The sequence below is a fragment of the Bradyrhizobium sp. 35 genome (assembly GCF_023073215.1).
Lineage (GTDB): Bacteria > Pseudomonadota > Alphaproteobacteria > Rhizobiales > Xanthobacteraceae > Bradyrhizobium > Bradyrhizobium canariense_D.
In genome coordinates this window covers 691,503-711,491 of sequence record NZ_JADPJC010000157.1, presented here as the reverse complement: position 1 = coordinate 711,491, position 19,989 = coordinate 691,503, and the positions used below count along the sequence as shown (strand labels likewise).

Sequence of the window (19,989 nt, the reverse complement as noted above, 5' to 3'; positions counted from 1 at the left end):
CGCTTGTTGTGACAAGCGGCCCAAGCTAGGGAGGAAACGCCCGAGCAAAGCAATCGGGCCGGAGCCGGATTGCCGCTAAAGAAACGCTCGCGCAAAGCGCTCGCGTACGCTTACAAATGCAGCAACTCCCGATAGAGTTCAATTCCGGATGAATACTGTCTTCGGCTGCCGCTCACGGCTGCGTGATGAGCTTCGCTATTTTGGCCGCCGGCAATTGTAGGCCTTGCGGAAGCCCGCAGCCTGGGCGTCGTCCTCCGAGCAGAACCAGCGGTCCGGCTTGGTGGTCGCGGGGTAGCTCGGGCAGCCCCGTAAATGGTAGATGCCGATATTGCCGGTCACGCGCGCGCGCACCGCAAGCTTGCCCTTGATGCCACAGCTCGGCGGCATCGTCAGATCCTCGGGAAACAACACCGCGCGAATCTCCTTGTCGCGGTCGGCGCGGCAGGCGGCGCCCAGGAGCGCGCCGTCCTTCTTGCCGGTGCGGAATTCTTGCGGTGCAACAAAGCAGCCCTTCCAAATTCCGGCCGAGGTTGATTTCGCATCGGCCGCGGCCGACTTGACGTTCGCCTTGACCGGCTCGCGGGCGATGGCATAGCCCAGCTTGACGAGCTGCTCGTTCAAGCTGGTCTTGTCGCCTTCGGCCGTGCAGATCGCGCGGTGCCGCTTGCCAAAACTCTTTTCCGGTCCGACATCGTCGCAACGCACCGATCGCTTGCCAATCAGCTTGGCGAGCTGGTCGCGGGCCTCGACCCCGCAGGTCCAGGGATCGGCGTGGTCGTCGATGCAGACCTGGTCCAGCTCGGGTGCGTCGACGCCGTCGAGTCGGTAGGTGACGTCGCCGAGCTGGATGGCGTTGCCGTCGCGGACCGTCGCGGCGGCGGTCAGCGCCGAGGCGGGGCCGGAGGTGCCCAGAAATCCGGACAGGGCGAGAAAGCAAACGAACGCAAAAGCGCGGGCGTTGGCAAAGGATTTTCGGAAGGACATAAGGTCTCGCTATCGATGGCTCGTGCGCCTTGTTCCTAGCATCCGGATGTGGCGATACCAATGGTCTGCGCCCCGCGAAGTGCGACATTGGGGCCTCGTGGCTTTACTCGGCCGCAGCTCTGATCCTATCGTTCGCCGGCCTCGTGGAGCGGAGGCCGAATCGCCCGGGAAGCGGCGAAGGGAGGAAAAATTTGTGATGAATGACCCTGTGGACGTCCTGATCATCGGCGCCGGCGCTTCAGGCGCGGCGGTGGCATGGTCGCTGGCCGAGACCAAGATGCATATTCTCTGCCTGGAGCAGGGCGGCTGGATGAACCCGGCGGAATATCCCAGCACGGGCCGGGACTGGGAGGCCAAATTCTACGGCGAGTGGTCGTCAAGCCCCAACGTCCGCGGCCGGCCCGAGGACTATCCGATCAACGACGACAATTCGCCGATCAAGGTCGTCAACTACAATGCGGTCGGTGGCTCGACGGTGATGTACACCGCGCACTGGCCGCGGCTGCATCCCTCCGATTTCATGGTGAGGACGCTCGACGGCGTCGCCGACGACTGGCCGATCGATTACGACGCGCTGACCCCGTTCTTCGAAGAGAACGACCGGATGATGGGCACGTCTGGCCTGTCGGGCGACCCGCTCTCGCCGCTGACGCATCCGCCGATGCCGCCACAGCCGATGGGATTGTCGGGTGCGATCATCGGCAAGACCATGAACAAGCTTGGCTGGCACTGGTGGCCGTCGGATACGACGGTCGCGACCATGGACTACGAGGGCCGCGCGCGCTGCATCAATCTCGGCCATTGCACGCCGGCCTGCGCGCAAGGCGCCAAATCCTCGACCGACATCACCTATTGGCCGCATGCGGTCCGCGCCGGTGTCGAGCTGCGTACGCACTGCCGTGTGCGCGAGATTACCACCGACGAGAGCGGCATGGCCACCGGCGTGGTCTATTACGACAAGGACGGCGTCGAGCAGTTTCAGCCGGCGCATGTCGTTATCGTCGCCTGCAACGGAGTCGGCACGCCGCGGCTGCTGCTGAATTCGGCATCGAACCGCTTTCCGAACGGGCTTGCCAATTCGTCCGGCCTCGTCGGCAAGAACCTGATGTTCCATCCCTATGCGCAGATCTACGGCTATGTGAAGGAGCCGACCGATAGCAACCGCGCGCCGCCGACCTGCCTGTGGAGCAAGGAATGGTATGACACGGACCTGTCGCGCGGCTTCGTGCGCGGCTATGGCGTTCAGTTCGTGCGCGGCGCGGGGCCGGTGTTCGAGGCTATCGTGAGCGAGCAGAAGGGCATTCTGCCGTGGGGCGCCGATCATCACCGCGTCTTCCGCAAGCTCAACGGCCACCGGATCGGGTTTTCCGCGATCTGCGAGGACCTGCCGGAGGAGCATAACCAGGTCACGCTCGATCCGGTCTTGAAGGACAGCCACGGCATTCCCGCGCCGAAGATCGACTACACGATCAGCGAGAACAGCCGGAAGATGATGGAGCATGCGCTGGCGCGCGGGCGGGAGATTCTCGAAACCGCGGGGGCGAGCGACATCTGCGTCAACTCGCCGATCCCGTGGGGCGGCTGGCACCTGCTCGGCTCGGCACGCATGGGCACCGACCCCGAACGCTCCGTCGTCAACGAATGGGGCCGCTCGCACGATGTGAAGAACCTCTTCATCGTTGACGGCAGCATCTTCGTCACCTCAGGAGGCGTGAACCCAACGTCCACCATCCAGGCCCTCGCGCTCTACATCGCCGACCAGATGAAGCAGCGCCTCGCCAATCTCTTCGACTGAGGCCATCATGTCCGCAGACAACCAACTGACACGCGCCCAGCGCGACGACCTCCGAGCCATCGCCGCGATGATCGTTCCCGCCAGCGAAGAGTACAAGGTGCCCGGCGCCGACGATCCCGCGATCCAGGCTGACATGCTGGCGACGTTGGGACGGGACAGCAAACTGGTGGTGGCGGCGCTCGACCATCTGGCGCGGCTTGCTGGCCAACCGTTGGCCGAGCTCGATGCTGCCAGGCGCGATGCGGTGGCGCAGGAGTTTCGCAGGCATGGCGGCCCGGCTGCCGCGACGCTCGTCCGTGTGGTGCTGCAATGCTACTACCGCGACGACCGTGTGCTGGGCTCGCTCGGGATCGAGCCGCGCGCACCTTTTCCCAAGGGCCATGTGCTGCCGGATGGCGACTGGTCGCTGCTCGACCCGGTCAAGGCAAGGGCCGGCACGCTGCGACGGGCGCCCTAGCCACCTGGGCAGTCCAGCCTTGCGCCTTGGACGGGTCCCTTGCGCCTCACGGAGCAGGCCACCATCTGTGTGAGCCCCAAGGACTGTTGCCATGTTGGATTTTACCTCAGATATCGCCGATGACGGATCGTCATCGCGAGCGACAGCGGCTGTCCCGGGCAACGACCGGGCCCTGCTGGACGCCTATTCCAATGCCGTGATCGACGTGACCGACCGCGTTGGTCCCGCCGTCGTGCGCGTCGAGACCGGGCCAAAGGTGCCGAACGGCCGCGAGCGCGGCGGGCTCGGCTCGGGCATCGTGATCTCGCCGGACGGGCTCGTTCTCACCAATAGCCACGTGGTCGGCTCGTCGAAGGAGATCCGGCTGCGCGACGTCGAGGGCCATGTCGGCGACGCCCGGGTGCTCGGCGTCGATCCCGACACTGATCTTGCGCTGCTTCGCGCCAATGGCGTGAGGAACTTGCCCTATGCGGCGCTCGGCAACTCCAAGACCTTGCGGCGGGGCCAGCTCGTGATCGCGATCGGCAATCCGCTCGGCTTTGAATCGACCGTCACCGCCGGCGTGGTCTCGGCGCTCGGGCGTTCGATCCGCTCGGTCAGTGGCCGCACCATCGAGGACGTGATCCAGACCGACGCTGCGCTCAACCCCGGCAATTCCGGTGGCCCGCTGGTATCGTCGAATGCCGAGGTGATCGGCATCAACACCGCCATCATTAACGGCGCGCAAGGCATCTGCTTCGCGGTCGCCAGCAACACCGCGCAATTCGTGCTGTCGGAGATCATCCGCCACGGCTATGTCCGTCGCGCCTATATCGGCGTGGCCGGCCAGACCGCGCCGATCCCGCGGCGGCACGCGTTGCTGGCGGGTGTCGAGAACAAGATGGGCGCGCTGCTGGCGCAGATCGAGCCGGACGGGCCGGCGGCGAAGGCGGGCCTGTTGTCCGGCGATGTCGTCATCGGCCTCGACGGCGTCGAGATCAACGGCGTCGACGATCTGATCCGTGTGCTCGACCGCGACCGGATCGGCCGGCGGCTCGCCATGGACGTCCTGCGGCTCGGCCGTCTGCGGGCGATCGATATCGACCCGGTCGAGCGCAAGCCGGCCCGCTAGCGTGTGGGCGCCTAAGCGGGGTATGACGGTGTCATGCCTCGCTTCGGGAACCCCGCCGCATGATGCCGGCGCATGAGACCTACGATGTCATCGTCGTCGGCGCCGGTGCCGGTGGCATGACGGCCGCGGCCGTCGCCGCCGCCGAAGGCCTGCGCGTGTTGGTGATCGAGAAGACCGCTTTCGTCGGCGGCACCACCGCGTGGTCCGATGGCACGGTCTGGATTCCCGCCAATGCCAAGATGGAAGAGGCGGGGCTCTCCGATAGCGTAACGGACGCCGTGCAATATTTGTCGAGCACAGTGCCGGAGCCCGCCAATGCGGGCCTCCGCGCCGCTTTCCTCGCGCGCGGACCGGAGGCGGTCACCTATCTCGAAGCCAACACGCAAGTGCGGCTCCAGCCGGTGGAAGCGTGTCCGGACTATTATCCGGAGCGATTGGGCGCGACGCCGGGCGGGCGCGTGCTCGAGCCGGTCGTCTTCGACGGCACGCGGCTGGGGGCCGCATTCGCGCGGCTGCGCGCGCCGGTGCCGGAGTTCACGCTGTTCGGCGGGATGATGGTCAACCGCCTCGACATCCCGCATTTGCACCGGGCCGGAAGATCGCTGCGCTCGACTCTTCGCGCGGCGCGGCTGGTTTCGGAGCATGCGTGGCAGCGGCTGCGCGGCCCGCGCGGCACGACGCTGCAGCTTGGCAACGCACTCGCCGCACGGCTGTATGCCTCGCTGCTGGCCCGGCAGGTCGAGATCCTCTTCAGTGCGGACGTCGAAGGCCTGTCCACGCAGGGCGAGCGGGTCGGCGGGGTAATTATCCGTCATGGCTCGCGCGATCGCCTGATCGCCGCGCGGCGCGGTGTGGTGCTGGCGACCGGCGGCTTTTCGCACGACGCAACCTTGCGCAAGCGCTTCTTCCCACCCGCTGCCGGATTCATCTCGGCGACCCACCCGTCCGCCACGGGTGACGGGCTCCGCCTCGCGACTGTAACCGGCGCAGCGCTCAACACGGATGCGACGAGCCCGGCCTATTGGGTGCCGGCCTCGCTGTTCCGGCGTGCCGATGGAAGCCGTGGTGTTTTCCCGCATACAGCGACCGACCGCGCCAAGCCCGGCGTGATCGCGGTCAATGCGGCCGGCCGGCGCTTCGCCAACGAGGCGCTGTCCTACCACGAGTTCGTGCTCGCGATGCTGCGTGACGGTGACGGCGAATCGGACCGGCCGTTCTATCTGATCTGCGACCGTCCGTTCCTGTGGAGTTACGGCCTAGGCCGCATCATGCCGTTCACCCGCAATATCAGACGCTATGTGGCGAGCGGCGAGTTGGTCGAGGCCGCTGATATCGCGCAGGTCGCAGCGAAGATCGGCATCAAGCCGTCGATACTCGCGGCGACGATCGCAAACTACAATTCCGATGCGAAGGACGGCCGCGATCCCGAGTTCGGTCGCGGCAGCACCATCTCTCAGCGACACCTTGGTGATATCAGCCACAAGCCGAACCCTTGCGTCGCGCCCATCCTCTACGCGCCGTTCTTTGCGATGCGGATTTATCCGGCCGATCTCGGCACGGCGATCGGCATGAAGGTGGATGCCCAGGCGCGCGTATTGCGCGAGGACGGCACGCCGGTTGCGGGCCTCTACGCCTGCGGCAACGACATGGGCTCGATCATGAACGGCAATTGTCCCGGGCCGGGGATCGCGTTGGGACCGGCACTGACGTTCGGGTACATCGCAGGAAGGCATCTGGCGGAGGGGAGTGTGGCCGGGGCGAGTGCGGCCACAGCGTTGGTCTAGCCATTTCCACCGCTGTCATGCCCCGCGACCCGGCTACGCCAAGGCTTCGCCGAGGTCGAAGTCTGGGCGCGCCGAAGCTTTAGCGTAGGCGGCAGGCGGGACATCCAGTACGCCGCAGCCCATCGGACTAATCACAACCGCCTCGGAGTACTGGATCGCCCGCCTTTGCGGGCGATGACACCGAGAATGTAGCGCCAGTCTTCCGCTACTCCGCAGCCGCAGCAAAGCGGCTGTTCTCCAGTTCTGCTTCCAGCCGCGCCTTCTCCGCCGCCGCCAGTTTGATGTTGGCTTCCTTGACATGCCCGAAGCCGCGGATCGTCTCCGGCAGCCGCGCGAGCCTCGTCAGCAGCGGGATCTGCTCCGCTTTCAGCCCGGCGATGCGCTGATCGATCATGTCGAAATAATCCGCGACCAGCTTCCGCTCGGTGCGGCGCTCCTCGGTGCGGCCGAACGGGTCGAACGCGCCGCCACGCAGGAACTTCAGCCCGGCGAGGAGGCGGAAGGCGTGAATCATCCAGCCGCCGAATTCCTTCTTCTGGAGGTGTCCCGTCGTCTTGTCGCGCTGCGCGAAGATCGGCGGGGCCAGATAGAACTTCAGCTTGAAGTCGCCGTCGAATTTCTCCGAGACTTTCTTGGAGAAGCTGCCATCGGTGTAAAGCCGCGCGACTTCGTATTCGTCCTTATAGGACATCAGCTTGAACAGGTTTTTCGCGACAGCCTCGGTCAGCTCCGTGCTAGCAGGCGAGGTTGCTGCTTCCGCCTTGCGCACCTTGGCGACGGCGGCGAGGTAGCGATCGGCGTAGGCCCTGTCCTGATAGCCGGTCAAAAACTCCGCGCGCGTTGCGATGATGTCGTCGAGCGACTTTGTCGGCGCGGAGGTTCGGCTCCTGAATTGCAGCACGCTCCGCACCCGCGACATGTCGTGGGCGGCGAGGCGTCCCCAGGTGAAGGCGAGCTTGTTCATTTCGATCGCGGCGCCGTTGATCTCGATGGCGCGAAGCAGCGCTTCCAGCGACAGCGGGATTGCGCCCTTCTGGAAGGCGAAGCCGAGCATGAAGGGATTTGTCGCGATCGAATCGCCCATCAGTGCCGAGGCAATGCCGGTGGCATCGATGATGTCGAGGTTCTTGTCGCCGACGGCGTCGCGCAGCACGGTCTGCATCGTCCCCATCTCGAAATCGAGGTCGGGGTTTTGCACGAAGCTCGCGGTCGGCTGCAGGTCGGCGTTGATATACGCTTTCGTCGTTCCGCGCTCGGCGCGACTGAGCGCGGAGGGACCGGCCGAGACGATCATGTCGCAGCCGAGGATGACGTCGGCGCCGCCCGTCGTGATCCGGACCGCGGAGATGTCTTCCGGCTTCGCGGCGATGCGCACATGGCTCATCACCGCGCCGTTCTTCTGCGACAGGCCGGTGAAGTCCAGCGCCGAGCAGCCGCGGCCGTCGACATGGGCGGCCATGCCGAGCAGCGCGCCGATGGTGATGACGCCGGTGCCGCCGATGCCGGTGACGAGGATGTTGTAGGATGCGTCCAGCTCACGCGCGGGTGGCAGCGGCAGGTCGGCAAACAACTGGCCTGAATCCACCGCCGAGGTCTTGATCCGCTTGAGCGTGCCGCCGTGCACGGTGACGAAGCTCGGGCAAAAACCCTCGACGCAGGAGAAGTCCTTGTTGCAGTTCGACTGGTCGATCTGGCGCTTGCGGCCGAACTCGGTCTCCAGCGGCTGCACCGAGACGCAGTTCGACGCTTGCGAGCAATCGCCGCAACCTTCGCAGACGAGCTCGTTGATGAAAGCGCGCTTGGCGGGATCCGGATAGAGCCCGCGCTTGCGGCGGCGGCGCTTTTCCGCGGCGCAGGTCTGGTCGTAGATCACGACCGTAAGACCCTGGATGTCGCGCAGCTCGCGCTGCACGGCGTCGAGCTCGCGGCGATGATGGACGGTCGCGCCTTGCGGGAAGTAGTTGGTGTCAGGGTATTTGGTCGGATCGTCCGAGACGATCGCGAGCCGCTTGACGCCCTCGGCCCAGACCTGATGCGCGATCTGGGCGACGTTGAAGCCGCCCTCGGCCGGCTGGCCGCCGGTCATCGCGACGGCGTCGTTGTAGAGGATCTTGTAGGTGATGCTGATGCCGGCGGCCGATGCCGCGCGAAGGGCGAGCAGCCCGGAATGGGTGTAGGTGCCGTCGCCGAGATTCTGGAAAATGTGCTGCTCGGTCGTGAAGGGCGCTTGTCCTATCCAGTTCACGCCCTCGGCGCCCATATGCGAGATCAGATCGGTGCGGCGCGTCGGCATGCTCAGAGCCATGCCGTGGCAACCGATGCCGGCCATGGCTCGGCTTCCCTCGGGCACGCGCGTGGAGGTGTTGTGCGGGCAACCCGAGCAGAAGAACGGCGTGCGCGCGAGCTTGATTTGCCCGGAGGCCGGAACAGGAGTGTCGAAGGCCTCGAGCCGGGCGAGGCGCTGCTCCAGCACTGGGCTGTGGTGGCCGAGCTTGCGCAGCCGCGCCACCAGTGCGGATGCAACGATGGTCGGCGTCAGCTCGCCCTCGCTCGGCAATAGCGGCGCGCCGCGTTCGTCGCGCTTCCCGGTAACGGTTGGGCGCCTGGACGCATCGATATTGTAGAGGATGCGCATCAGCTGGTCTTCGATGAAACCGCGCTTCTCCTCGACCACCAGCACGTCCTGAAGCCCTTCGGCGAAGCGCTTGGCCCCGCTTTCTTCCAGCGGCCAGGTCATCGCGACCTTGTAGATGCGCAGGCCAAGGTCCTCCGCGTCCTTGTCGGAAATGCCCAGATCGGCCAGCGCCTGCCGCAGATCAAGATAAGCCTTACCGGTCGCGACGATGCCGAGCCGTGCCGGCCTGGAGTCGAGCACGATGCGGTCGAGCTGGTTGGCGCGCGCAAAGGCCTGCACCGCCGCCATCTTCGGGCCGAACAGGCGCCTCTCTGCGTCCAGCGGCGGATCGGGCCAGCGGATGTTGAGGCCGCCGGGCGGCATCTCGAAATCGTCGGGGAGCTTAATCTGGATGCGTTCGGGATCACTGTAGATCGACGCCGAACTCTCCACGGTTTCGCTGATCGCCTTGAAGCCGACCCAGCAGCCGGAGAAGCGCGACAGCGCAAAACCGTAAAGGCCGAGGTCGAGATAATCCTGCAGCGTCGCCGGGTTGATCACGGGGATCAGCGCCGCTGCGAAGACCTGCTCGCTCTGGTGTGCCAGTGTCGAGGATTGGCAGCCATGGTCGTCGCCGGCAAGCGCGAGTACGCCGCCATTCAGCGAGGTGCCGGCGGCATTCGCATGCTTGAGCGCGTCAACCGAGCGATCGACGCCGGGCCCCTTGCCGTACCAGATGCCGAACACGCCATCGACCTTGGCGCCGGGAAACAGGCCGACCTGCTGGCTGCCCCAGACGGCGGTCGCCGCTAGGTCCTCATTAAGGCCGGGGACGAAGGCAATGTCGTGCTGCTGGAGGTATGACTTCGCGCGCCACAGCGCGTGGTCGTACATGCCGAGCGGGGAGCCCCGATAGCCCGAGATGAAGCCGCCGGTGTTGAGGCCCTGAAGTCGATCGCGTTCGCGCTGCAACATGGGCAACCGGACCAGCGCCTGCGTGCCGGACAGGAAGATCCGCTTCGATTCGAGCCGGTATTTGTCGTCCAGCTCGACCTGCATCAGCGTCATTTCGGAAGTCCTCGTCTCTTGGTCGGCTCTTATTCGACTTGGGGTTTGCGCTGCGGGAGGGAGGAGCGGCTGCGCGACGCGAATTGTGACAGTCAAGGGCATGCACAGGCGAAGTCAATATCGCTGGCCGCATCCGTGGCGCTCCTGCTAGTCATGGCTTGCTTGCGGAGGACACCATGACGGCACAAGTGTTCGATACCGAGATCACGGAGACCGACGGCGCTCTGATCGGGCCGTGGCGTCAGCCGCGTCAGATGCTGCAATCCCAAACCTACGACGCGCACGCCTCGATCCACGACGACGCCACCGCGCAGAAGCTCGGCTTCAAGGGCGGCACCATCGAGGGCCCGACCCATTTCAGCCAGTTTGCTCCGCTCGGCGCGCGTTTGTGGGGACAGGTCTGGTTCGAGAGCGGCTGTCTCTCCGCGCATTACCGCAGCGTCTGTTACGAAGGCGAGGAGGTGCAGGCGATCCTGTCGAAGCCGCTGCCCGGCACCAGCCAGTGCCAGATCCAGATGGTCAAACGTGACGGCACCGAGGTGCTGCGTGGCACGGCCTCGGTCGGAGAACCGCAGGCCGCAACCGCGCTGGAGGCGCGTCTTGGCGAACTCAACCCGCTCACTGATCCCGTGATCCTGCGCGACGTGAAGGTGGCGCAGACGAGCCGGCGCCAGGCGGTGCGGATGGCGTTCGACCAGATCATGGGCGAGCTCTATCCGTTCTCGCTGCGGCAGAAGCTCGCCGTCATCACCGAGACCTCGCCGTATTATTCAGGCGCCGGCAATCCTTCTGCGAATCCGTGGGGCAGGGCGATCATCCCGATGGAGATGCTGAGCGTGCTGTTCCAGTACCGCTCCAAGGACGATCCTCTCCCGGCCAAGGGCCCGGCCGTCGGCCTGTTCGCCGACCAGGAGATCAGGCTGGTGAAGGGCCCGCTGTTTGTGGACGAGGACTACGAAGTCGAGCGCGAGGTCGTCGCGCTCTCCGGCAGCCGACGCACCGAGAGCGCCTGGGTGAAGACGCGCGTGTTCGACAAGACGAATTCGGTGGTGGCGACCATGCTGCTGAACATGGCGACGCTGAAGGATTCTTACGCGCCGTATGAGGAAGAATATCGACGGCTGTACGGAGATACTGCCCGGTAGAAGCGAGCTTCGTTGTCGCTCATCCTTTGGGCAAATGCACGTCGCAAAAGCCGCCGCACAGCGAATAAGCAGACCCCGGCTTTCCTCATAACATTCTGACGGCGCAGGAAATTTTCCCGCGCTGTCCGCCCGATTGCCATTGTACACAATGGCACGGCGCTTGCAGAACTCCGGGCAACGAGAGTTCTCGCGGGGGCCTTGAGTCATGTTGAACTCAACCAAGCCGACATTGGGTGTCATCATCGCCGAACCGGAGCCGGTCAAGCTCGACTGGTCGGCTACCGCGCTCCTCATCATCGACATGCAGCGCGACTTCATGGAGCCTGGCGGCTTCGGCGAGACGCTCGGCAACGACGTCAGCCAGCTCGCGCGCGCGGTGAAGCCGATCGGTGCGGTGCTGAAGGCCGCGCGGGAGACCGGCATGCTGGTGATCCACACGCGCGAGGGCCATCTGCCCGATCTCTCCGACGCGCCGCCGGCGAAAGTCGAGCGCGGCGCGCCATCGCTTCGCATCGGGGACCCCGGTCCTATGGGCCGCATTCTCATTCGCGGCGAGGCGGGCCACGACATCATCCCGGAGCTCTATCCGCTCGACAGCGAGATCGTGATCGACAAGCCCGGCAAGGGCGCGTTCTACGCCACCGAGCTCACCGACGTGCTGGAGAAATACGGCATCGAGAATCTGCTGGTGTGCGGCGTCACCACCGAGGTGTGCGTCAACACCACCGTGCGCGAGGCCAATGACCGCGGCTATCGCTGCATCGTCATCTCGGACGGCTGCGCATCCTACTTCCCCGAATTTCACGAGATGGGCTTGAAGATGATCAAGGCCCAGGGCGGCATCTTCGGCTGGGTTGCAAGCTCAGCCGCGGTTCTGGAGGCGATGAAGATTTCCACATCAGCGTAGGGGCATCACGATGAGCACAGGCACGACAGGGACGGCCGGCACCTCCGAGTTCAAGCCAGCACTATGGACACCGGGCGACTGGAACGCGTTTTTCGGCTTCGGCACCAACATCCTCGTCAACATGCTGGTGCTCACAGGCCTCTTGCGCTTCGTGCTGAAGATGCCCGACTCACTGGTGTTCGGCCGCATCCTTCCCGCACTCGGGTTGATGATGTGCCTTTCCACCTTCTACTACGCGTTCCTCGCCTATCGTCTGGCACAGAAGACCGGCCGCAACGACGTCTGTGCGTTACCGTCAGGCGTCAGCGTACCGCACATGTTCATCGTCACCTTCGTGATCATGCTGCCGATCACGATAAAGACCGGCGATCCGCTCAAGGGCTGGTCGGCGGGCCTGGTCTGGGTGTTCTTCCAGAGCTTCATCCTGATGATCGGCGGCTTCATCGCGCCGTTCATTCGAAAAATCACGCCGCGCGCGGCGCTGCTCGGTACGCTCGCCGGCGTATCCGTCACCTTCATCTCGATGCGGCCGGCGCTCGAAATGTACATGACGCCGCAGATCGGCCTGGTCTGCTTCGCCATCATTCTGGTGAGCTGGTTCGGTGGCGTGAAATATTGGCGCGGCATTCCCGCCGGTCTCGTCGCGATCGCGGTGGGCATGGTCATCGCATGGGGTTCGAACCTGTTCGGCCTCGGTCTCGGTGGACTGAGCGTCAAAGGCGTCGGTGATGCCTTTGCCAATTTCGGCTTCTCGGTGCCGATCCCGGCGGTAGGCTACGTCTTCTCCGGTTTCGAATTCCTCGGAATCATTCTGGTTACCGCCATTCCGTTCGGCATCTATGATCTCGTCGAGGCCATGGACAATGTCGAGAGCGCGGAGGCCGCCGGCGACGAATATCCGACCACGCGCGTGCTCACCGCCGACGGAATCGTCAGCCTGATTGGCTGCCTGATGGGCAATCCCTTCATCAACGCCGTCTATATCGGCCATCCCGGCTGGAAGGCGATGGGCGGCCGCATTGGTTACTCGGCTGCGACCGGCATCATGGTGGTGGTGCTGGCTTGGTTCGGCATCATCTCGGTGCTGCTGGCGCTGGTCCCGGTCGTCGCGATCTCGCCCATCCTGCTCTATATCGGCATGCTGATCGGCGCGCAGGCGTTCCAGACCACGCCGGTCAAGCACGCGCCCGCGATCGTGCTGGCGCTGACGCCGCATCTGGCCGCCTGGGCCAAGCTCCAGATCGACACCATGCTGGGCTCGACCATGAACGCGGCTGCGACCGTCGGCGGAATGGCCGCCGACAAGGCCGACGCGGTCAAGGCTGCGGCGATCGCAGCACTGCCTCAGCAGGGCGTGTTCTATCACGGACTCGAAGTGATGGGCGGCGGCTCCATCCTCGGCGGCCTGATCCTGGGTGCGATCGGTGTCTTCATCATCGAGCGCGACTTCGAGAAGGCCTCGGCGTTTGCGCTGGTTGGTGCGATCCTGACCTACTTCGGCTTCATGCACGGCGAAGCCGTCGGCATCGGCGGCGGCTTTGGCGTCACGCCCGCGGTCGCGTTCGCCTATGCCGTGATGGCCGCCGGTTTGTTCGCGGCCAGCCGGCTCGGCGCGAGCGAGTCCTACATGCCGCACGCGGACATGCACGCGGCACCGGCGGAGTAGCTACCCGCCCTTGACGGCACCCGCGGTGAGCCCGGCGACGATCTGTCGCTGGGCGAACACCGTGAGCAGCAGCACCGGAAGGGTGACGATCAGCGCGGCGGCCGCGAGCGGCCCCCAGCTCAATTGGTCGAACGAGATCATGTTGTAGACCGCGACTGGCAAGGTGCGTGTCTCGCGTCCGGCCAGCACGATGCCAAAGACAAAGTTGTTCCAGGAGAAGATCACGGCGAGAATGAAAGCGACCGCGATGCCAGGCTTGGCGATCGGCAGCGCGACATGGCGGAAGACCTGCCAGCGCGTGGCGCCGTCGATGAGGGCTGCTTCTTCCAGCTCCATTGGCGTCGTCTCGAAATAGCCGATCATAATCCAGATCACGATCGGCACCGTGACCACGAGGTGGATGATGATCTGCGGCACCAGCGTGCCGAGCAGTCCCAGCCACTGGAACATGAGAAACAGCGGGATCAGATAGGACAGGCCCGGCGTGATGCGGGCGATCAGGATCACGATCGCGGATTTATGCGCGGCCATGCGTGCGATGCCGTAGCCGGCGGGAACGCCGACGAGCAGGGCAAGCAGCGTCGCACTGCCGGTGACGATCAGGCTGTTGATGAAATAGGTCAGAAAGCGGTTGGAGGCGAGCACGTCGGCATAGTTTTTCCAGGCGACATGCTCGGGAAAGAACACCGGCGGGTATGCGGCGTTGTCGATCTCGAATTTGAGCGACAGCGACAGCATCCAGAGAAAGAACAGGATCGCCGGCGACACGATGAGGAACACCGAGAACCACAGGCCGATCTTGCCGATGATTTGCCTTGGACTCATGTGCCGCTCGCGATCTCGGTCCACAGCATGCGTTGGCGTGCATAAAGCATCACCGCCGCGAGCAGAACGATCAGCAGGAAGAACACGACCGCGATCGCCGAGCCGTAGCCGAGGTCGTAATAGGAGAAGGCGACGCTGTAGAGATAGATGTTGATCGTCTCCGACGCCGATCCCGGACCGCCCTGCGTGATCGCGAAAATGATGTCGAAGCTCTTCACGGCATCGATCATGCGGATCATGCCGGCGATGAACAGGAACGGCATGATCAGCGGCAGGGTGATGAAGCGGAACACCTGCCAGATGCTGGCGCCGTCGATCTGTGCACTTTCGTAAGGCTCGGTCGGGATCGCTGCCAGGCCGCCGAGTACGATCAGCATGACCAGCGGCGTCCATTGCCAGGTCTCGACCAGCACCAGCGAGGGAATGACGGTCGCGGGATGGAATACCCAGAGCTGCGCGGGGATTCCGACCAGTGACAGCAGATAGTTCAGTACGCCGAGCTGCGGGTGGAACATCATGGTCCAGACCAGCGCGATCGCCACCGGCGTCGCCATCATCGGCATGATGAAGACGCCGCGCAGAAAGCCGCGGCCAGGGAATTTCTGGTGAAACACTACGGCCGCAAACGTGCCGAGCACGAGCGGCAGCAGCACGGACAGTATGGTGTAGACCAGTGTGTGCCCGACGGCCTCGATGAAGCGGGGATCGCTCGTCAGCCGCAGATAATTGGACAAGCCAACGAAGGTGGTCGAGGAGCCGACCTTCCACTCGTTCAGGCTCATCCAGATCGTGAAGACCCACGGAAAGATGATGATCGCGATCACGACGACCAGCGCCGGGACCACGAACGGCCAGTAGGACGGCGGCCGCAACTCCTTCTCCGGCGCGGCATCAGACTGTGCCGCGCCCGGAGTCGATTGTGTCAACGCACTCACGCCTTCTCGCTACGCTCCAGGATCGGCCGGTACTGATCGTTGGCCTTCTTCAGCTCGGCGGCAGGATCGGCGCCGGACAAGGTCGCAGTGACCGCGGCGCCGACGATATCGCGGAATTCGGCGACGGGAATAACGACGGGCAGGCCCAGCTTGCTGATCTTGCCGGAATCGATCACCGATTGCAGCCATTCCTTGGTCTTGACGCCCTTCTGGACCTCGGGATCGCCAAGGATGGAGTTGCGGAACGGCACGCCGCCGCCGGCCTGCAGCAGCCGCGCGCCCTGGGTTTTCGAGACCACCCATTGGCAGAGCAGATAGGCGGCTTCCTTGTTCTTGCTCGCAGCGGCAACGCCGATGCCGTCGCCATAGGTCGAGGAATATTGGCCCTTGGGGCCGGCGGGCACGACGGTGTAGCCGACCTTGCCGACGACGCGCGAGGCGGCCGGGTCTTCCAACGGCGGCGCCCAGCCGACGCCGTCGATCCACATCGCGGATCGGCCTTGCGTGAACGAGGCCATCGACTCCATCCAGTTGAAGCCGGCGACGCCTGGAGGTGCCGATTTCGTCAGGAGCGTCTGATAGAGCTTGGTCGCCGCAATGGCTTCCGGACCGTCCGTCAGGATGTTGCCCTTGGCGTCGAGGAATTCCCCGCCATAGTTGAGGAAGAAGTTGCTCCACATCGCCATGTTGGCGTTGCGTAAGCCGCGCCCGACAAAGCCGTAGATCCCTTCCTTGGTATCGGTGAGCTTCTCGGCCGCCGCAGCCATCTCGTCGAGGGTCTTGGGAACGGTGACGCCCTTCTTCTCGAACAGCTCCTTGTTGTAGTAGAGGATGAAATAATCGACCGACCACGGCAGCGACAGCATCTGGCCCTTGTCGTTCCTGGCGTATTGCAGGCCGGCTGCCGAGAAGTCGCCCTCGACGAGATCGGCCGCGGTGAGCGCCGGGTCCTTCATGAAGGGCGTCAAGTCGGCGAGCCAGCCGGCCTTCTCGAATTGCCGCTTCTGCACATGGTAGCTGAGATGGACGACGTCGAAGCTCGGCCGTCCCGAGGTGAACTCGATCACCACCTTTTGGCGCTGCTGCTGCTCGGGAATCTGCTCCGCTTCGACCTGGATGCCGGTGAGTTCGGTGAACTCCTTCACGTATTTTTGCAGGTTGTCGCCGCGGGGCCCCTTGGCGAGGATCACCTCGAGCTTGGTCCCCGCGTATTTCTTCCAGTTCACCTCGGCACGCGCCGGCAATCCCGTCAGGCTGAGCGCGCCAGCTGCGGCAGTGCCCGTCAAGAGCGTACGACGCGAGATTTTGTGGTTGACCACTTGAGGTCCCTCCCTGTGACTCAATTTGGGCGGATACTAGCGGCCGTTCTGCTTCTGCCTAGTCCTAATCTGCGGAATTCAGGGCCGCACGGCCGGCGTCTCCATCGGCAAGCCATGCGCTCGCGACATCAGATAGAGTTCGAGCGCGACCAACTCGGGCGCGCCGAAATCATAGGCCTGGGCGCGGACACCCGTCATGCAACTGCGTAGCCGCCGCTCCAGCGATCCCAGCGTCTGCCATTCCAGGCGATAAAGCGGATAGCCGGTCGGCTGTCCTTGCGTGACCGGCGCGCCGGCAAGCCGCTTGTTGAAATTGTCGTCGTGGCAATTGGTGCAGGCAAGATTGAGCTGGCCTTCGCGCTGCATGAAGAGGGCGCGGCCCTGTTTGACGAATGGCTTCAGTTGCGGATCGTCGCCCGCGGTGATCGCGGTGCCGCGCGATTGGTGCGCGACGAAGGCGGACAGGGCCAGCAAATCGCGGCTCTCGTAGGGGAGCGGCCTCGCCTGCTGATGATTGCTGCGGCACAGATTGATGCGCTGGTCGAGCGTGACGGGGCGCGCCAGCGCCTTGTCGAAGGCCGGATAGCGCGCCGCGACGCCTTTCATGCTGCCGCGTGCATCGCCATGGCAATCCACGCAGGCCTTGTCGGCGCTGCCGGTCCTCTTCGTCCATAACGCCTCGCCGTCGAGCACGAACAGCATGCCGGGATTTGAGGTGTCGTCATCCTGCATCGCGCGCGTGTCGGGCCCCATGAACGAATAGCCGGAGCGGCGCGCGTCCGGCGGAATCTCGCCGGCGAGCAGGGCAGGGGCCGTGGCGAGGAACGCCGCGGCCGATATCGCGCGCCAAAAACTCATTCGACCGTGATCGACGCCGATGCGCTGGACAAATAGCCGTTGTCGCCGATCCATTCGAACTCGAACTTGCCGCTCTCCTTCGCGACCGTGAAGAACGACAGATAGGGATTGGCCGCGATCGCGGGGAAGAGATCGGCGCGAAAAATCTCGGTACCGTTGTAGCGGCACGTGAAGCTCGTGATGATGTCGCGCGGCACCAGCGCGCCGTCCGCCGTATGGCGGAAGCCGGTTTCCATGATGTGCGAGGTCAACGTGCGGATCTCGACGATTTCGCCGCGTCTGGCTTTCGCGGGAACGTTGATGAGCGCGGCCATCAGTTCATCTCCTCGGTGCAGGCGGCCAGCGTCACGACGATTTCCGTCGTGACCTGCCAGAACGTGTCGTCGGAAAGACGCGCGATCGCCACCACCTTCTGGGTATCCGCGAGCCGAATCCGGGTCGAGATCTGGGCGCGGCCGGAGGAGGGGCCGAGATGGAAGTTGCCGATGTTCGGCTGCGGGTTCTTCTCGTTGAAGACGTGGATGCTCTTGACGTAGTCGTCCGCCGTCATCGGGCTCGCGACGCTCACGGTCAGCGGCACCGTGTTGCCGTTCTCGACCAGCGGCGGAATGTCGAGCTTCACCTTGCCGGAGCGTACAGGTGCTTCGCCGACGACGTTGCGGATCGCGGCGGTGAGCATCGCCGGTGTCGCCTCGAGCGGCCGCAGCGTGACGATCGGGAGCGTCCCGGCGACCGTCACGCTTCCAGCAAGGTTCAGGAATTGTCGTCGCGTGGTCGGCATGAACAGTCCTAGTCCCGAAGCGTTGCAAGGAAAGCCACGATGTCCTCGATCTCGGCGGCGGACAAGATCGGTTTGCTGACGAAGTTTCGCCCGACCCGCACGAGGTGATCGGTGCGATAATAGGACGGCATGATGGTCTTTGGGTTGAAGCGCGCCGCATCGACCAGTCGAAGCCGCAACTGGCTCACCGTCCAGCGGTTCCCCGCACCCGAGAGGTCAGGCGCGAGGTCGCCCTGGAACCGGGTCTCCGGGAAGGGGCCGGAATGGCACAGGATGCAGGTCGTCGTGCGCGCGAGCACCAGCGCGCGCCCGCGCGCGGCATCGCCGGGCGCGCCGGTGAGCGATTCCGCGATGCCGTCGCCGGCGACGTTGTAGTGCCGGAGCTCCTCGGCCCCTGCATGGCAGGCGAAGGCGCAACTGGCGGCGATCAGCGCTGCGATATGGACCGATGTTCTAGCCAAAGGTGTCCGCCGTGATGGCTCGAAACCAGCGCTCGGCTTCAGTCGCCTCGCGGGCGCGCAATTCGCGCGGCGCATCGGCCGGGCTGGTCGCTCCGCCCTCGACCTCGGCGAAGATGTCGCCCCTGGGCTGGTAATTGCCCGCGAGTGAAAAGCCGTAGCCGGGTGCGACAATGTTGTAGCACACGCCTGTCAGTCGCGGCGTTTCTGGTGCGCGGCCGGCAAGGAGGTTCACGATCGCGGAAGCGCAGGCCTTGCCCTGTGCGCTTGCCGCGGATGCCGATTTGGGAATGCCCCCGCCGAGGCAGGCATCGCCGATGACGTGGATGTTCGGGACAAGTTTCGATTCGAAGGTAACGGGATCGATCGGGCACCAGCCGGTGGCATCCGCCGCGCCCGCGACCTCAGCGATGCGTCCGGCACGCTGCGGCGGGATGACGTTGGCGACGTCGGGGGTGTAATTGCCGAATTCGGTGACGATGGTCCTGGTCGCAGGATCGACCGAGGTCACGCGGCCGCCTTGCGACAGAGCGATGCGTTCGATCATGTCCCCGTAAAGCTCCTTCCACGCCTTCTCGAACAGCCGCTGCTGGGAGAAAGTGTCCTTGGCATCGAGAATCAAGACCTTTGAGCGCGGCTTCGTCGTTTTCAGGTAATGCGCGATCAGGCTGGCTCGCTCGTAAGGCGCCGGCGGACAGCGCGAGGGATTGGCGGGGATGGCAATGGCGACAGTGCCGCCGTCCGGCATGGCCTCCAGCTGCCCACGCAGCAATAGCGTCTGCGCACCGGCCTTCCAGGCATGCGGCATCTTTTCTGATGTGGCGTCGTCGTAGCCGGGCAGAGCCTCGAAATGGAAGTCGATGCCGGGAGAGAGGACGAGACGATCATAGGGCAGCGCAACGCCATCGGCCGTCACGACGCTGCGCAGCTGCGGCTCGATTGTGGTTACGGCTTGGCTGATCACCGTGACGCCTTCGGCGGCGACCTTGTCATAGCCAAACTGCTGCACGTCGATCTCGCGCAGACCCGCGATCACCTCGTTGCTGAACGGGCAGGAAGTGAAGACGGTACTGGGTTCGATCAGGATGACTTGCAAGTTTGCCTGCGCGCGCTTCAGCGCGCGGGCGCACGCCGCACCACCGAAGCCGCCGCCGACCACGACGACGCGGCCCGCCGATTGCGCGCGCAGGATCGTAGGGGCGGCGAATGATGTGGCCGCAGCGGCGATGCCGAGGACGGCATCCCGCCGTGTCACCGGCGCATTCATGAGTCTTGTCCGGAA

Annotated in this window: 17 protein-coding genes; 7 read left to right on the top strand and 10 right to left on the bottom strand. The window is 64.7% G+C overall.

The features are described 5' to 3' along the window. Window positions 1-195: 195 nt before the first annotated feature. Window positions 196-984: a thermonuclease family protein gene (locus tag IVB36_RS35575; protein ID WP_247394626.1), complete on the bottom strand. Its 789-nt coding sequence runs from the start codon at window positions 982-984 to the stop codon at window positions 196-198. A 196-nt stretch (window positions 985-1,180) separates the two neighbouring features. Here IVB36_RS35575 and IVB36_RS35570 point away from each other — a divergent pair, with 196 nt between their 5' ends. From IVB36_RS35570 to IVB36_RS35555, 4 genes are all read left to right on the top strand, one after another. Further along, window positions 1,181-2,779 carry a GMC family oxidoreductase gene (locus tag IVB36_RS35570; RefSeq protein ID WP_247394624.1) on the top strand — a complete coding sequence of 533 codons (1,599 nt, stop codon included), beginning with the start codon at window positions 1,181-1,183 and terminating at the stop codon, window positions 2,777-2,779. A gap of 7 nt (window positions 2,780-2,786) precedes the next feature. Continuing rightward, window positions 2,787-3,236 (top strand): hypothetical protein, encoded by a 450-nt coding sequence (locus tag IVB36_RS35565; protein ID WP_018457169.1) that lies wholly within the window; start codon window positions 2,787-2,789, stop codon window positions 3,234-3,236. A 91-nt stretch (window positions 3,237-3,327) separates the two neighbouring features. Further along, window positions 3,328-4,347, top strand: a complete 1,020-nt coding sequence (locus IVB36_RS35560) for a trypsin-like peptidase domain-containing protein (RefSeq protein WP_085352074.1) — start codon at window positions 3,328-3,330, stop codon at window positions 4,345-4,347. Window positions 4,348-4,406: 59 nt separating this feature from the next. Next, window positions 4,407-6,131, top strand: coding sequence for an FAD-dependent oxidoreductase (locus tag IVB36_RS35555; RefSeq protein WP_247394621.1), 1,725 nt, complete (start codon window positions 4,407-4,409; stop codon window positions 6,129-6,131). Between the two features lie 205 nt (window positions 6,132-6,336). On the opposite strand, the gene IVB36_RS35550 is transcribed toward IVB36_RS35555, so the two are convergent. Then, window positions 6,337-9,813 carry an indolepyruvate ferredoxin oxidoreductase family protein gene (locus tag IVB36_RS35550; RefSeq protein ID WP_247363501.1) on the bottom strand — a complete coding sequence of 1,159 codons (3,477 nt, stop codon included), beginning with the start codon at window positions 9,811-9,813 and terminating at the stop codon, window positions 6,337-6,339. A gap of 176 nt (window positions 9,814-9,989) precedes the next feature. On the opposite strand from IVB36_RS35550, the gene IVB36_RS35545 reads away from it, so the two are divergent. The 3 genes from IVB36_RS35545 to IVB36_RS35535 all read left to right on the top strand — a co-directional run bounded on the left by IVB36_RS35545 (window position 9,990) and on the right by IVB36_RS35535 (window position 13,531). Further along, entirely contained in the window at window positions 9,990-10,958 is a 969-nt protein-coding gene (locus IVB36_RS35545; protein WP_026233316.1) for a hypothetical protein, read from the top strand. A 205-nt stretch (window positions 10,959-11,163) separates the two neighbouring features. Then, complete coding sequence (locus tag IVB36_RS35540) at window positions 11,164-11,865, top strand: isochorismatase family cysteine hydrolase (protein ID WP_018457164.1); 702 nt, start codon at window positions 11,164-11,166, stop codon at window positions 11,863-11,865. A 10-nt stretch (window positions 11,866-11,875) separates the two neighbouring features. Then, the gene (locus IVB36_RS35535; protein ID WP_247394620.1) at window positions 11,876-13,531 is read left to right on the top strand and encodes a regulator; all 1,656 of its coding nucleotides are present in this window, start codon (window positions 11,876-11,878) and stop codon (window positions 13,529-13,531) included. On the opposite strand, the gene IVB36_RS35530 is transcribed toward IVB36_RS35535, so the two are convergent. The 8 genes from IVB36_RS35530 to IVB36_RS35495 form a co-directional block, all read right to left on the bottom strand. Then, window positions 13,532-14,356: a carbohydrate ABC transporter permease gene (locus IVB36_RS35530; protein WP_204510551.1), complete on the bottom strand. Its 825-nt coding sequence runs from the start codon at window positions 14,354-14,356 to the stop codon at window positions 13,532-13,534. It lies immediately after the preceding gene. Next, window positions 14,353-15,291: a sugar ABC transporter permease gene (locus IVB36_RS35525; protein ID WP_027516623.1), complete on the bottom strand. Its 939-nt coding sequence runs from the start codon at window positions 15,289-15,291 to the stop codon at window positions 14,353-14,355. The genes IVB36_RS35530 and IVB36_RS35525 overlap by 4 nt, the downstream gene beginning before the upstream one ends. Further along, window positions 15,288-16,610, bottom strand: coding sequence for a sugar ABC transporter substrate-binding protein (locus tag IVB36_RS35520; RefSeq protein WP_204510553.1), 1,323 nt, complete (start codon window positions 16,608-16,610; stop codon window positions 15,288-15,290). The genes IVB36_RS35525 and IVB36_RS35520 overlap by 4 nt, the downstream gene beginning before the upstream one ends. Before the next feature lie 78 nt (window positions 16,611-16,688). Beyond that, entirely contained in the window at window positions 16,689-17,468 is a 780-nt protein-coding gene (gene soxA / locus IVB36_RS35515; protein ID WP_247394616.1) for a sulfur oxidation c-type cytochrome SoxA, read from the bottom strand. Further along, on the bottom strand, window positions 17,465-17,782 hold the full coding sequence (soxZ, locus tag IVB36_RS35510) for a thiosulfate oxidation carrier complex protein SoxZ (protein WP_018457158.1): 318 nt from the start codon (window positions 17,780-17,782) through the stop codon (window positions 17,465-17,467). Before soxZ ends, soxA begins: the two co-directional genes overlap by 4 nt. Then, window positions 17,782-18,249: a SoxY-related AACIE arm protein gene (locus IVB36_RS35505; protein ID WP_026233314.1), complete on the bottom strand. Its 468-nt coding sequence runs from the start codon at window positions 18,247-18,249 to the stop codon at window positions 17,782-17,784. Before IVB36_RS35505 ends, soxZ begins: the two co-directional genes overlap by 1 nt. Before the next feature lie 8 nt (window positions 18,250-18,257). Beyond that, window positions 18,258-18,710 (bottom strand): sulfur oxidation c-type cytochrome SoxX, encoded by a 453-nt coding sequence (gene soxX / locus IVB36_RS35500; protein WP_247394613.1) that lies wholly within the window; start codon window positions 18,708-18,710, stop codon window positions 18,258-18,260. Beyond that, a complete protein-coding gene (locus IVB36_RS35495; protein WP_018457155.1) occupies window positions 18,703-19,974 on the bottom strand; it encodes an NAD(P)/FAD-dependent oxidoreductase in 1,272 nt (423 codons plus the stop codon). The genes soxX and IVB36_RS35495 overlap by 8 nt, the downstream gene beginning before the upstream one ends. Window positions 19,975-19,989: the final 15 nt, after the last annotated feature.